Genomic DNA, 13,956 nt, shown 5'->3' with positions numbered 1-13,956 from the left:
GCTGTCAGGCGTTGCGTGTGCGGGGTTGTGAGACCTGCCGTCCGGGGACTGACATTCCTGGGGATGGTTTGCATGGTTAGTGGAACACGTTGGGATGCGTGGCCGTAGTGGGTGAGAGTCCCGTACGCGAAAACTGTGTGGAATCGTTGTGGTGGTGTTCTCGAGTAGCAGCGTTTCCGTGGAGGGCGCTGTGAATCTGCCGGGACCACTCGGTAAGCCTAAATACTTCCTGGTGACCGATAGCGGACAAGTACCGTGAGGGAAAGATGAAAAGTACCCCGGGAGGGGAGTGAAAGAGTACCTGAAACCGTGTGCCTGCAAGCCGTCAGAGCCTTCGGGTGATGGCGTGCCTTTTGAAGAATGAGCCTGCGAGTTCGTGCTGCGTGGCGAGGTTAACCCGTGTGGGGTAGCCGTAGCGAAAGCGAGTCTGAAGAGGGCGTTGTAGTTGCGTGGTCGAGACCCGAAGCGAAGTGATCTACCCATGGCCAGGCTGAAGCGCCGGTAAGACGGTGTGGAGGGCCGAACCCACTTAGGTTGAAAACTGAGGGGATGAGCTGTGGGTAGGGGTGAAAGGCCAATCAAACTTCGTGATAGCTGGTTCTCCCCGAAATGCATTTAGGTGCAGCGTCGCGTGTTTCACTGTGGGGGTAGAGCTACTGGGTGGCTGATGGGCCTGATCGGGTTACTGACGTCAACCAAACTCCGAATACCATGGTGTGAGAGCGCGGCAGTGAGACAGCGGGGGATAAGCTTCGTTGTCGAGAGGGAAACAGCCCAGAACTCCGGCTAAGGCCCCTAAGTGTGTGCTTAGTGGAAAAGGATGTGGAATTGCAGAGACAACCAGGAGGTTGGCTTAGAAGCAGCCATCCTTGAAAGAGTGCGTAATAGCTCACTGGTCAAGTGGTTCTGCGCCGATAATGTAGCGGGGCTGAAGTACACCGCCGAAGCCGAGTCACTGCAACAACTGCTAACGCGGGTTGTGGTGGGTAGGGGAGCGTCCTGGGCCCGATGAAGCAGCCGGGTAACCGAGTTGTGGAGGGTGTGGGAGTGAGAATGCAGGCATGAGTAGCGAATGTACAGTGAGAATCTGTACCGCCGGATGACCAAGGGTTCCTGGGCCAGGTTGTTCCGCCCAGGGTAAGTCGGGACCTAAGGCGAGGCCGTCAGGCGTAGTCGATGGAGAACGGGTTGATATTCCCGTACCCGCGTGTGTGCGTCCATGGTGAGGCGTCGGATACTAACCACCCGAAGCCGCATCGTATCCTTCGGGATGTGGTGTGTGTGGAGCGTGGGACCTGATGGCGTAGTAGTCAAGTGATGGGGTGACGCAGGAAGGTAGCTCCGCCAGTGAGTGGTAGTACTGGTGTAAGCGTGTGGCCCGCAGAATAGGCAAATCCGTTCTGCATGTGGGTGAGGCGTGATGCGTAGCCGTTGTGGTGAAGTAGAGTGATCCTATGCTGTCGAGAAAAGCCTCTAGCGAGTGCGTGCGTGGCCCGTACCCGAAACCGACACAGGTGGTCAGGTAGAGAATACTAAGGCGATCGGGTGAACTGTGGTTAAGGAACTCGGCAAATTGCCCCCGTAACTTCGGGAGAAGGGGGGCCAGCCATCTTGAAACCCTTTGCGGGTTAGGGGTGGCGGGCCGCAGAGACCAGCGGAAAGCGACTGTTTACTAAAAACACAGGTCCATGCGAAGACGCAAGTCGAGGTATATGGACTGACGCCTGCCCGGTGCTGGAACGTTAAGAGGACCGGTTAACCATTTCGGTGGTGAAGCTGAGAATTTAAGCGCCAGTAAACGGCGGTGGTAACTATAACCATCCTAAGGTAGCGAAATTCCTTGTCGGGTAAGTTCCGACCTGCACGAATGGCGTAACGACTTTCCGGCTGTCTCAACCACAGGCCCGGCGAAATTGCACTACGAGTAAAGATGCTCGTTTCGCGCGGCAGGACGGAAAGACCCCGGGACCTTTACTATAGCTTGGTATTGGTTTTCGGTTCGGCTTGTGTAGGATAGGTGGGAGACTGTGAAGCTGACACGCTAGTGTTGGTGGAGTCGTTGTTGAAATACCACTCTGGTCGTGCTGGGAATCTAACTTCGGACCATGATCTGGTTCAGGGACAGTGCCTGGTGGGTAGTTTAACTGGGGCGGTTGCCTCCTAAAGGGTAACGGAGGCGCCCAAAGGTTCCCTCAGCTTGGTTGGTAATCAGGTGTTGAGTGTAAGTGCACAAGGGAGCTTGACTGTGAGACTGACGGGTCGAGCAGGGACGAAAGTCGGGACTAGTGATCCGGCACCTCCTGGTGGAAGGGGTGTCGCTCAACGGATAAAAGGTACCCCGGGGATAACAGGCTGATCTTGCCCAAGAGTCCATATCGACGGCATGGTTTGGCACCTCGATGTCGGCTCGTCGCATCCTGGGGCTGGAGTTGGTCCCAAGGGTTGGGCTGTTCGCCCATTAAAGCGGCACGCGAGCTGGGTTTAGAACGTCGTGAGACAGTTCGGTCCCTATCCGCCGCGCGCGTAGGAGACTTGCGGAAGGCTGTCCCTAGTACGAGAGGACCGGGACGGACGAACCTCTGGTATGCCAGTTGTCCCGCCAGGGGCATGGCTGGTTGGCTACGTTCGGAAGGGATAACCGCTGAAGGCATCTAAGCGGGAAGCCTGTTCCTAGATGAGGTCTCCCACCCGTGATGGGTTAAGGCCCCCAAGAGATGATTGGGTTGATAGGCCAGACATGGAAGCGCAGTAATGTGTGTTTGAGTGGACTGGTACTAATCGGCCGAGGACTTGCCTACAAAGGTTGCTACGCACCCACTCTACGATCCTGAAACACCACACCACCCCACACACGTGGGTTGTGTGTGGGGAGACAACAGTCAGTGTGTTGTTTCGTAGTGTTTCGGTGGTGATAGCGGTAGGGGTACGCCCGGTCCCATTCCGAACCCGGAAGCTAAGCCTGCCAGCGCCGATGGTACTGCATCCGAAGGGGTGTGGGAGAGTAGGACACCGCCGAACTTAACATCAAAAAGAGAAGTGGGCGGGCCTCTCGGCTCGAGTCCCCCAGTCGGGGATTCGCCGAGGGGCCCGCCCACTTTTTCCTGCCCACCACTTTTTCGCGTCCACCCCTTCTTTTTGACGGTAACCCCCTTTTCAGGTGCGGGTGGCGACGTTCGTGTTCTTCCCGGTGACAGGAATTGTCGAGAGCACGAGAGGCACGACAAACAGGGGTGCGCGACAAATAGGTGCGCGACAGAGAAGCAGGGTGGTGCACGAAAGAATTGGGGGCGTGACTCTGTGAGTCACGCCCCCAATGTCGTTGAGGTACCGGTGTCGGTCAGTCGTCGCGGAGGGGCCGTTCCTCCAGAGCGCCGGCGTCGGCGTCGGCGCGCAGGTGCACGAATGCCGTGAAGCCGGCGGCTTCCATGCGCTTGAGCTGCGCGGCGAACTTGCCGCTGCGGCCGACGGGCGCGACCGACCGGTCCCGGCCACGCAGTTCCCGCGCGGTCGCCAGCACCGTCGATGCCGGCACCTCGTTGTCGTAGAGCACCGCGAGCCGCTCCCGGGCGGGTGGTTCCGACAACAGGTCGACGATCCGCTCGAAACCGATCGAGAACCCGCACGCGGGAACGTCGGTCCCCAGCGACCGGCCGATGAGGTTGTCGTAGCGGCCACCGCCCGCCACCGAACCGGCGGCGCCGGGGGCCGTCACTTCGAAAATGTGCCCGGTGTAATAGCCCATGCCGCGCACGAGCGTCGGATCGAACTCCCAGGACACCGAGTTCTGGGCGCCGATGTCGGACAGGCACGTCGCGGTCGTGGCCAGGTCGTCGAGCACGACCTCCGGCAGACTCGGCAGCACGTCGGCGAGTGTCGCGGCCAGCTTGTCGCCGGGCACTTCGCCGAGCGCCTCGATGCGGTCACGGGCGGCCGAGACGACCTCGGAGCCGAAACCGCGCTTCTCCAGTTCGCCGGCGACGCCGTCCCAGCCGATCTTGTCCAGCTTGTCGAGCGTGATGAAGAAGCCGTCCTGCTCCTCGGCAGGCACCCCGGCTTCGGTGGCCAGCGTCGACAGGAACCGGCGATCGGAGATCCGCACCGTCGTGCCGGTGAGGCCCACGCGGTTGAGCGCCTGTGTGGTGGCTTCGATCAGTTCGGCCTCGGCGAGCATCCCCGGTTCGCCCACCATGTCGATGTCGCACTGGTAGAACTGGCGATACCGGCCCTTCTGCGGCCGTTCGGCACGCCACACCGGTCCGAACTGGAACGAACGGAACGGCGTCGGCAGCTCGCCGCGGTGCTGGCCGTAGAACCGGGCCAGCGGAACCGTCAGGTCGTAGCGCAGGCCCATGTCGACCAGGTCGGCGAGCTCGGTGTCGGCCTCGACGCGCTCGGGCAGTCCGCGGCGCAGCACCTGGAAGATCATCTTCTCGTTCTCGCCGCCCTGGCCGCCGGAGAGTCGCTCGATGCGCTCCAGGGCAGGCGTCTCGATGCGCTGGTAGCCGTAGCGCCCGTACACCTCGGTGATCGTCGACAGCACATGGTCGCGCACCGCCACCGCAGCAGGAAGCAGGTCACGGGTTCCCCTCGCGGGGCTGTTGTCGATCTTCACCAGGACAGTCCTTGAACTCGGAAACGGGCGTCGAATACCCGCCGAGTCTATCGAGCGCGTCGTGGGCCGGTGAGCAGGGCGAGACCCGCGCCCACGAGGCAGACGATCGCGGTGATCGCGAAGATCTCCGTGTACTGGGTGAGCATCGCGTCCTGGAGCCGGTCCGCGTATTCGGCTGCGGCCCTGTCGAACGCCGCATCGTTCGGATAGAGCATCGGCAGCGGCGTCTGGAGGTCCGCGGTCAGGCTGTGGAACCGGTGCAGTCCCCACGCCGACAGCGCCGAGATGCCGACGAGCATGCCGGTCATCCGCGCCACGACCACCGCCGCCGACGCCATGCCGTGCTGGCCGGCCGGCACGACCCGCAGCACGACCGCCGACAACGGTGCGATGACGAGTCCGAGGCCGATGCCGACGAGGATCAGATCGGTGTCCAGCCGAGGCAGTGTCAGCGGGCCGAGCTCGTGCGGAGTGGACAGCACCTCGGCGGGCCAGTGCGACATCAGCAGGAACCCGCAGGCGGCGATGAGCAGGCCCGCTGCCGCAACCCAGCGTTCCGCCATCCGGTTCGCCAGCAGACCGCCGATCACCGCCCCCACCGGCAGCGCGATGAGGAACCGCAGCAGCAACAACACTGCGCCGTGGTCGCGTTCGCCGAGCAGCGTCTGGGCGAACAGTTCGACGTCGACCAGCGTCACCATGAGCGCCGCGCCCGCCGCCAGGCTCGCGCCGAGGGCGGCGAAGAACGGCCGGAGCTGCACGTTCGCGGTGTCGAGCAGCCGGGTGCGGGCCGTGACCTCCCACCCGACGAACGCCACGAACGCCGCGGCCGCGGCGATCAGCGTCGCTGGACCCCAGCTCGGCAGGACCTGTTCCTGCGGCTCCGGGTTGTACAGCGCGACGACCAGCAGTCCCAGCGCCACCGCCAGCAGGCTCGCACCGACGACGTCGGCCTTCTGCCGCTGGGAGGGACGTCCGCCCTGGATCGACAGGTGCACCACGACCATCGCCAGCAGCGCCAACGGCACGTTCACCCAGAACACGGCCCGCCAGCCCGCGAGACCGGCCAGCGCGATGCCGTACACCGGGCCGAGGACACTGCCCAGTTCCTGCGCACCGCCGACCGCGCCGAGCACGGCGGCCCGCCGGTGCTGCGACCACAGGTCGGCTGCCAGCGCGAGCGTGACCGGCAGCAGCGCACCGCCCGCGATGCCCAGCACCACGCGTCCCGTCACCAGGAGCGGGACCGACTCGGCCGCTGCCGTCAGCACCGATCCGGCGAGGAACACCGTCAGGCACGTCTGCAACAGCGCCTTGCGGCCGAACCGGTCCGACGCCTGGCCGAGGAGCGGCATCGCGGCGACGTAGCCGAGCAGATAGCCCGTGACGATCGGAGTGACCCGCTCGATGCGGTTCAGCGGGACCTGCAGGTCCTCGACGATCTGCCGCAGCAGACCGAGGACGACGTACGTGTCCAGCGCGCCGAGCAGCACCGCGAGGCCGCCGGCGCTGATCGCGAGGCGGCGCGAGCGGGCGGCGGCGCCGGTTCCGGTTCCGGTGCCGGTGGTGTCGGGGGAGGTCACTGCGGAGGCTCGACGGTGACCGGCTCGTTCACGTCGGACAGGCTGATGTCGACGGAGGCATCATCGGAGAACGTTGCCGTGGCCTTGACCGGAAGGCGGGACTGGTCGTCGCGGATCCAGAACGCCACGTCGGCCGCCGACGGCACACCGGGCAGCACCTCCGAGAGCACGTTCCGCGGGAGCTTTCCCTCGACCTTGAAGGCCTCGGCGCCTGCGACCTCCTCCTTGGCGGTGGTCTCGGGGTCCTCGAGGCTGGAGACGAGCTTGGCGACGCCGCGGTCCGGGTCGAGCACCGCCGACGGGTCGTAGATGCTCGACACCATCGACGCGGGCAGTTGCTGGTAGCCGCCGGTCGGCCCTTTGACGTGCAGGGAGTCGGAGGTGAGGACGAAGTCGATCTCCACCAGCTGGCCCGCCTGCGTGATCGTTCCGCTGCCCTCGGCCTCGCCGTCGGCGGTCAGGTCGCCGTCGAGGGACTGGAGCATGAGGCCCTGGATGTTGCCGTTGACCTGGATGGCGAAATGTGTGCTGTCGATGTCGGCGGTGGCGCCTGCGGCGTCGTCGACGAGCGTCGCCGCGTCGGGGAGCGATTCGTCGGAGGCGGAGGAACATCCGCCGGCGGTGACGGCCGCGGCGACCAGTGCCCCGGCGAGCAGTCGACGTGTGCGCATGCCGATGAAAATACTGGGCGCGGAGCGCCACCTTTTGGGCGGTGGTGGGCGAGGGGCTGGCCGTACTGCGACGCGAAGCGTCACCGGGTTGGTTGACGCTTGGTGGCTCGGAGTTCTCACAGCGCGTGAGCGGCTCGCAGGGTGGAACTGCCCCCAAGGGCACAAACCTGTTGGGCTGACCTGTTGGGCTGAGTGGCGGTCACTCCATGAGGTTGGCGGCCGAGGTGGCGCCGAGTTCCCAGCAGGCGGAGATGTCGTCCTTGCCGGGCTCGCCCACGACGGTCACGGGAGCGGTCGCCTGCTGCCAGCCCAGGCCCGTCGTCACGGTCGTGATGGCCTTCTGCGCACCTTCGACACCCTCGTTGCCGTGCACGTAGTACCCGAACGGCAGGCTGCGCGTGGCGTCGAGGCACGGGTAGTAGACGGTGTCGAAGAAGTGCTTCAGCGCGCCCGACATGTATCCCAGGTTGGCGGGTGTGCCGAGCACGATCCCGTCGGCGGCGAGCACGTCGGACGCGGTCGCCGACAGCGCAGGCCTGCGCACGACGTCGACGCCCTCGATCTCGGGGTCGGTCGCCCCGGACACGACCGCCTCGAACATCGCCTGCAGGCTCGGCGACGGCGTGTGGTGAACGATCAGCAGCGTGGCCACGGCGTCTCAGGGTGCCTCGGCCGGTGCGGACTCGGCAAGCACGCGGTCGAGGTCGCCGCGCAGTGTGTCGAGCCGTTCCGCGGCGCGGCTGCGGGCGGCGGCGAGGTCGCCGCCCGGCTGTTCGGTCACCTCGAGGTACGCCTTGAGCTTCGGTTCCGTGCCGGACGGCCGCAGCAACACCCGGACGCCGTCGCCGCGCAGGCGCAGCACGTCGGCCTCCGGCAGCAGGTCCTCGGCCGTGACGGTGACGCCGCCCAGTTCGGTGGGCGGTGCCGTGCGCAGCCTGGTCATGAGTTCGGCGCGCGCGGTCAGGTCGGCGATGCGCAGCGACACCTGGTCGGTGGCATGCACGCCGTGGCGCTCGGCGAGGTCGTCGAGCACGTCCAGCACCGTGCGCCCTTCCGCCTTCAGCGTGGCGACCACGTCGCACGCGACGAGCGCCGCGGAGATGCCGTCCTTGTCGCGCACGACGTCCGGCGCGACGCACAGCCCGAGCGCCTCCTCATAGGCGAACACCAGGCCCTCGCCCGCGCGCGCGAGCCATTTGAAACCGGTCAACGTCTCGGCGTACCGGGCGCCGTGGGCACGCGCGATCTCGCCCAGCAGCGACGACGACACGATCGTCGTGGCCACCAACGGCGAGTCGGACTCGGTGACGGTGCCGTCCTCCTCGACGATCAGCTCACCGGACCCACTCCCGCCGACGTGATCGAGGCCGGACAGCACGTGTTCGCCGAGTACGACGCCGGTGTCGTCGCCACGGAGCATCCGCCATGCACCGTCACGTCCGGGGACACCGAGGGCGCACCGGTCGGCGTCCGGGTCGAGTGCGATCGCCAGGTCGGCGTCCACCTCGGCGGCTAGCCCCAGCAGCCCGTCGGTGGCGCCGGGCTCCTCCGGGTTGGGGAACGCGACGGTCGGGAAGTCGGGGTCCGGCTCGCGCTGCGTGTCGACCAGGTGGACGTCGGTGAATCCGGCGCCGCGCAGTGCATCCTCCAGGACGTCGGCGCCGACGCCGTGCAGTGCCGTCGCGGCGATCCGCACGTCCCGCGTCCGCCCGCGCGGCAGCGTCGTCGTCGCGGCGAGGTAGGCGTCGAGCACGTCGACCGTCGTCGCGCCGCCGGCCCGGAGTACCTGCCGGGCAGGAGGGGACGCCTCGATGGCCGCTTCGATCCGCTGGTCGGCAGGGGGCACGATCTGAACGCCGGTGTGGTCGTAGAGCTTGTAGCCGTTGTCGTCGGGCGGGTTGTGCGAGGCCGTGATCTGAATGCCTGCGGCCGCACCGAGGTGTCCGACCGCGAACGCCAGCAGCGGCGTCGGCAGCGGCGAGGGCAGTACCGACACGGCGAATCCGGCGGCCGACAGCACCTCGGCCGCCGCGGTGGCGAACCCGTCCGACCCGTGGCGGGCGTCCCTGCCGATCACGACGGTCCCACCCGCGTGACCGGAGTCGGCCAGCCACCGTGCGACACCCGCGGTGGTCCGGACCACGACGGCGGTGTTCATGCCGTTCGGTCCCGCCCTGACCGGACCGCGCAGTCCTGCGGTGCCGAACGCGAGCGGGCCCGCCATCCGATCGGCGAGGTCGGCGACCGCCGCCGTATCACCGGCCATGGCGCGTGCGAGTACGGTCTGCAGTTCTTCCCTCGCCGACTGATCGGGGTCGTCGGCGATCCATCGGTACGCGGCGTCGCGCAGGTCGGGCGTCAGTCTGGTGGGTTCTGTGGACTCGGGCACCGGACCATGTTGTCAGGCGATGGCGGGCCTCGATAGCTTTGCCTTGCCTGAGCCGAGTGGGGGGTGGCCTGCAGTGTTGTCCAGTGCCGCGCTGGTCGGTCCGGCCGCGCGGGAGGAGCTGGCGCGGATGGCGCCGGCGTTCCGCGAGCAGGCCGGGGCGGTGGCCCAGCGGATCATCGAGCAGATCCAGTACACGATCCCGGAGTACCAGCGGCCGTTGGAGGGCGTGTTCGGCAAGGCCGTCCGTGACGGTGTCGAACAGGGCGTCGTCGACTTCCTCGACCGGCTGCTCGGCAACGTGCCCGTCGACGACCGCACGGACGAGGTGTTCCGCCAGCTCGGCAGATTCGAGGTCGCCGAGGGCCGCGGGCTTGAGGTGCTGCACTCGGCGTTCCGGTTGGGTGTGCGTGTCGGATGGAAGCGGCTCGCGGAGATCGGTCTCGACGCCGGGCTGCAGGTCGAGACCATGTGTGAGCTGGCGGCAGCGTTGTTCGCGTACATGGACGAGCTGTCCGAGCTCTCCCACGAGGGCTACACCGCGGCGCAGCGGCGTGCGGCGGGCGCGCTCGAACGCAGGCGCAAACGATTGCTCGAGGTGCTCGTGGCGGAGCCGTCCGCGCCGCGGGACGTGCTCGACGAGCTGGCGGGCGCGGCTGCGTGGCCGCTGCCGCAGCGGCTGGCCGTCGCTGTCGTCGACCCGCAGGGCGACGGTCCGGCAGGCTATCCCGAGCTGCCCGACGACGTGCTCGTCGACCTCGAAGGCGATGTGCCGTGCGTGGTGCTGCCGTGGCGCGAGGCGGCCGGCGACGGGCCGGGCGAGGGCGGGCTTGCCTACGCCGCGCTGCGCGGCAGGCGCGCGGTCGTCGGGCCGCCCGTACCGGTGGAGGAGGCTGCGCATTCGCTGCGGTGGGCACGCCGCCTGGCCGAGTTGCGTGCGACCGGCGTCGTTGCCGCACCGGCACCGGCAGCCACCCCGGCACCCACTCCGGCCGGCGTCGCATCCGATGGCGCAGCCCCCGATGACGCAGCCCTCGTCGACGCCGCATCCGTTGAAGCCGCATCCGCTGACACCGCATCCGTTGAAACCCTGCGCGCCGATGCCGTGTTCGACGGGCCCTCGCCCGCCGGCGCCGACGACGTGCTGCGTGCCGACGAGCATCTGCTCACGCTGTGGCTGCTGAGCGATCCGCCGTTGGCGCGGCTGCTCAGCGACAAGGCCGTCGCGCCGCTCGACGGGTTCAACGTGCGCCATCGCGAGCGGCTCGCCGAGACGCTGCTGGCCTGGATCCAGCGGCGCGGCAGCGCCCCGGACATCGCGGCGCAGCTCAACATCCATCCGCAGACCGTGCGTTACCGCATGCACCAGCTCGAGGAACGCTACGGTGACCGGCTCTACGACCCCGACGGGCGCGTGTGGATCGCCACCGGGCTGCTGGCGCGGAACCTGCTCCGCAAGCAGGACGCCGCGCAAGTGTGACTGTCCGTGCACGGCGGTGGGGTCACGTCAGCGCGCGGAACGTGGCGTGCAGCACACTCCCACCTGGTGGCCGGCCATGTCGTGACCGAGGCAGACCAGTGAAAGCGGACATCGCCCGCATGCCGGTGAGCAACGGGCACCGCCGTTTTGTCAGCGCGGTGACAACCGCCTTGGTGCCGCCGTTCGGCTACTCGAACGGGTTATTGTCGGGCGCCACCCCGACGGGGGAGATTGACACCGGCTCGAGTTGGTTCGGCTCGCGAACCGCCCGGTGCGGCGTGCGACGACGGTGTCGCCGCCTCGGTCACCGGGTGCCGAGGTTCGCGGGGACATCATTCCCAGGAAAGGACCCTCGATGACGCGCAGGGAAGTCACGGACGTGCCGATCATCACCGGCACCATCACGTCGAAGTAGTCGCCGACCGGCGCACCTCGTCCGCCGGTCGGCGTCAGGCCCCGTGGGTGCCGGGCCCGGCCGGTGTCAGGCCCTCGCGGCGAGGTCGCGCAGCAGCGATCCCATGCGTTCGGCCGCGGCCCTGCCCGCCTCGATGACCTCCTCGTGGCTGAGCGGTTCGCCCGTGATTCCGGCCGCCAGATTCGTCACCAGCGACAGCCCGAAGACCTCCAGCCCCGCAGCCCGTGCCGCGATCGCCTCGAGCACGGTCGACATGCCGACCAGGTCGGCGCCGAGGGTGCGCAGCATGCGGATCTCGGCGGGCGTCTCGAAATGCGGTCCCGGCATCGCCGCGTACACGCCTTCGGCCAGTGACGGGTCGATCGACGACGCCACCTCGCGCAGCCTGCTCGAGTACAGATCGGTCAGGTCGACGAAGTTCGCGCCCACGATCGGCGACGTGGCCGTCATGTTCAGGTGATCGGAGATCATCACCGGCTGACCGACCTCGAAACCCTGCCGCAGCCCGCCCGCGGCGTTGGTCAGCAGCACGGTCTTCACGCCTGCCGCCGCGGCGGTGCGGATGCCGTGCACGACATTGGCCACGCCGCGGCCCTCGTACAGGTGCGTGCGGCCGAGCAGCACCAGCGCCCGGTTGTCACCGAGCGACACCGAACGCGCGGTGCTGCCGTGCCCCACGGCGCCGGGCTTGGCGAACCCGGGCAGGTCGCCCAGTTCGACCTCGGCGTCGGGCGCGCCGATGACGTCGGCGGCCGGCCGCCAGCCCGAGCCCAGCACGATCGCGATGTCGTGCCGCTCGGTCCCGGTGCGCTCGGCGAGAACGGAGGCGGCCTGCCGGGCCGTCTCGTGGGCCTGATCGGTGGGGGAAGCGTTCGAATCCGTCACGACCGCGCAGGTTACTGCAGGCCCGCACCCTTCCGTGGCGGGAACGCCGGACCCGGCCGGCTCTCGTGGGAGCGCGCGTCCGCCGTCGTCAGTCCGTCTGCCGGAACGTCGGGACGATGCGCTCGAACAGGTGCTGCCTGCCCAGCCGTTCCTGGTCCACCGGGACGGTCACGGCCACCACCCACAGGCCGGTGCTGGTGGGGAACACGTCGGCGGTGGTGCTGCGGTTGATCGCGCGGCCGTCCTCACCGGAGTCCTCGTCGCGGCCGCCGCGTTCGGCGGTGCGGTAGGTGATGCGCAGGCCCTCACCGTCGTGGATGTTCTCCTGCTGCACGAGCGTGAAGTCCGAGCCGGTCCACGACTCGCGCAGCCGGCCAACGTACTGCTCGGCGCCCAGATCCTCGCCCGCGAACCGTTCCACCCCGAGCGTCCGCGCGCCGTCGGCCGAGACGAATTGGATGTGCGTGCTGGTGGGCAGCGTGTCGGCGGGCCGCTGGGTGACGAACCGTTTCCAGTCGGAGGGCACCCGGACGGTGAACAGTCCGCCCTTCGCGCCGCGCATGTTGGTGGCGTCGCCGTGGCGCAGCTGCAGCGGCTGTGGCGTGGCGGACTCGGGCCCTTCGGCGGTGCGCTCGGGCTGCGCCCCTTCGGCCGGAGGGGCGAGCGACTGTCCCGAAACAGTGCGTACCAGCAGGAACCCGCCCGCGACGGCCAGCAGGAACACCGCGATGACCGCCGCCGAGATCAGCACGAGCCGCCTGCGCGAGGCGGGTTCCGGCTCGGCGGCATGGCTCGGGCCCGTCGACGGCGCGAACGGCAGCGGCCCCGGATCTGCGGCCAGCTCACCCGAACCGCCCGACTCGGACCCGTCGGTCGCGGTCGTCTCCGGCGCAGGTTCGGCGTCCTGCGCGGCCGGCAGCCGCGGGATGATCTGCGTGGCGCCCGGGTCGTGTCCGCCGCCGGCCTCCGTGTCGTCGAACAGCGACGCGGGGAACACGTCCTCCCGGTGCGGGGGCAGCATCGGCCGCAACCTGCGGCGCACCTCGGCGAGGGGTGTGCGTGCGCTCGGCTCCTTGGCCATCAGTCCTTGGATGACGACGGCGAGCGGGCCGGGCGACGGGGTCGGCGGGGTGCCCCGCACGACCTCGGTCACGGTGGCGAGCGGGTCGCCGCCCTCGTCGTAGGGCGGTCGTCCCTCCGTGGCGGCGAACAGTGTCGCGCCGAGTCCCCACAGGTCGGCCGCGTAGGTGACGGCTCCGCCCGAGGCGACCTCCGGTGCGATGAACGCGGGGGAGCCGAGCATCATCCCGGTGTGGGTCATCGTCACTTCGGAGACGTTGCGGGCGATGCCGAAGTCCGTCAGCTTGATCCGGCCGTCGTCGGCGATGAGCACGTTGCCCGGTTTGACGTCGCGGTGGGTGATGCCCGCCGCGTGGGCCGCCTCCAGTGCCGCCGCGACGGCCTCGGCGACCGTCACCGCCTGCGCCGTGGTGAGCCGCTGGCGATCGCTGTCGAGGATCGAGGCCAGGCTTCGTGAGGGAAGCAGCTCCATGACGACGTACGGATCGTGGCCCTCGCGGACGACGTCGTGCAGCACCACGACGTTGGGGTGCGACAGCGCCGCGATCGCACGCGCCTCGCGCAGCGTGCGTTCGCGCAGCTCGGCGAGTTGTTCGGCGGGCACGCCCGGCGGGACGTGCACCTCCTTCAGCGCGACCTGCCGTTGCAGGAACTCGTCGTGAGCCACCCAGACCGTGCCCATCGAGCCGGCACCGAGCACGGAGTCGAGTCGGTAGCGGCCTGCGACGACACGCGGCTGGTCTGCGGACACGTACACATTCTGTCGGGTGTCGGCGTTCGCGGGTGGCCGGGTACCCGCCCGCCCGCGGGGCCGGGTCGCGATCAGCCTCACACTTGACGGACC

The 13,956-nt window shown here is 68.1% G+C and carries 8 protein-coding genes and 2 rRNA genes (1 of these 10 only partly in view); 3 read left to right on the top strand and 7 right to left on the bottom strand.

From position 1 onward, the window contains the following. Window positions 1–2,798 (top strand): 23S ribosomal RNA (locus tag FB384_RS04435) (it extends 290 nt beyond the left edge of the window). Between the two features lie 103 nt (window positions 2,799–2,901). Then, window positions 2,902–3,018, top strand: a 5S ribosomal RNA gene (gene rrf, locus FB384_RS04430). A gap of 319 nt (window positions 3,019–3,337) precedes the next feature. On the opposite strand, the gene hisS is transcribed toward rrf, so the two are convergent. The 5 genes from hisS to FB384_RS04405 form a co-directional block, all read right to left on the bottom strand. Further along, window positions 3,338–4,612 (bottom strand): histidine--tRNA ligase, encoded by a 1,275-nt coding sequence (gene hisS / locus FB384_RS04425; RefSeq protein ID WP_183779383.1) that lies wholly within the window; start codon window positions 4,610–4,612, stop codon window positions 3,338–3,340. A gap of 47 nt (window positions 4,613–4,659) precedes the next feature. Further along, on the bottom strand, window positions 4,660–6,195 hold the full coding sequence (locus FB384_RS04420) for an MFS transporter (RefSeq protein WP_183779381.1): 1,536 nt from the start codon (window positions 6,193–6,195) through the stop codon (window positions 4,660–4,662). Continuing rightward, window positions 6,192–6,866, bottom strand: a complete 675-nt coding sequence (locus FB384_RS04415) for an LppX_LprAFG lipoprotein (RefSeq protein WP_183779379.1) — start codon at window positions 6,864–6,866, stop codon at window positions 6,192–6,194. Before FB384_RS04415 ends, FB384_RS04420 begins: the two co-directional genes overlap by 4 nt. Before the next feature lie 199 nt (window positions 6,867–7,065). After that, on the bottom strand, window positions 7,066–7,518 hold the full coding sequence (locus tag FB384_RS04410; protein WP_183779377.1) for a flavodoxin family protein: 453 nt from the start codon (window positions 7,516–7,518) through the stop codon (window positions 7,066–7,068). Between the two features lie 6 nt (window positions 7,519–7,524). Next, complete coding sequence (locus tag FB384_RS04405; protein WP_183784961.1) at window positions 7,525–9,228, bottom strand: phospho-sugar mutase; 1,704 nt, start codon at window positions 9,226–9,228, stop codon at window positions 7,525–7,527. 100 nt (window positions 9,229–9,328) lie between these two features. Between FB384_RS04405 and FB384_RS04400 the strand changes: the two genes are divergently transcribed. Then, the gene (locus tag FB384_RS04400; RefSeq protein WP_183779375.1) at window positions 9,329–10,732 is read left to right on the top strand and encodes a helix-turn-helix domain-containing protein; all 1,404 of its coding nucleotides are present in this window, start codon (window positions 9,329–9,331) and stop codon (window positions 10,730–10,732) included. A gap of 481 nt (window positions 10,733–11,213) precedes the next feature. Here the strand turns inward: FB384_RS04400 and FB384_RS04395 are convergent, their stop codons facing one another. Both FB384_RS04395 and FB384_RS04390 read right to left on the bottom strand, forming a co-directional pair. Next, a complete protein-coding gene (locus FB384_RS04395) occupies window positions 11,214–12,032 on the bottom strand; it encodes a purine-nucleoside phosphorylase (RefSeq protein WP_183779372.1) in 819 nt (272 codons plus the stop codon). Between the two features lie 88 nt (window positions 12,033–12,120). Then, entirely contained in the window at window positions 12,121–13,869 is a 1,749-nt protein-coding gene (locus tag FB384_RS04390) for a serine/threonine-protein kinase (protein WP_183779370.1), read from the bottom strand. Between the last annotated feature and the right edge of the window lie 87 nt (window positions 13,870–13,956).

This window comes from Prauserella sediminis (assembly GCF_014195435.1).
In the GTDB taxonomy this organism is placed as follows: Bacteria; Actinomycetota; Actinomycetes; order Mycobacteriales; family Pseudonocardiaceae; genus Prauserella; species Prauserella salsuginis.
The sequence above is the reverse complement of the archived record's forward strand: the minus strand, read 5'-3'. Positions and strand labels throughout refer to the sequence as shown.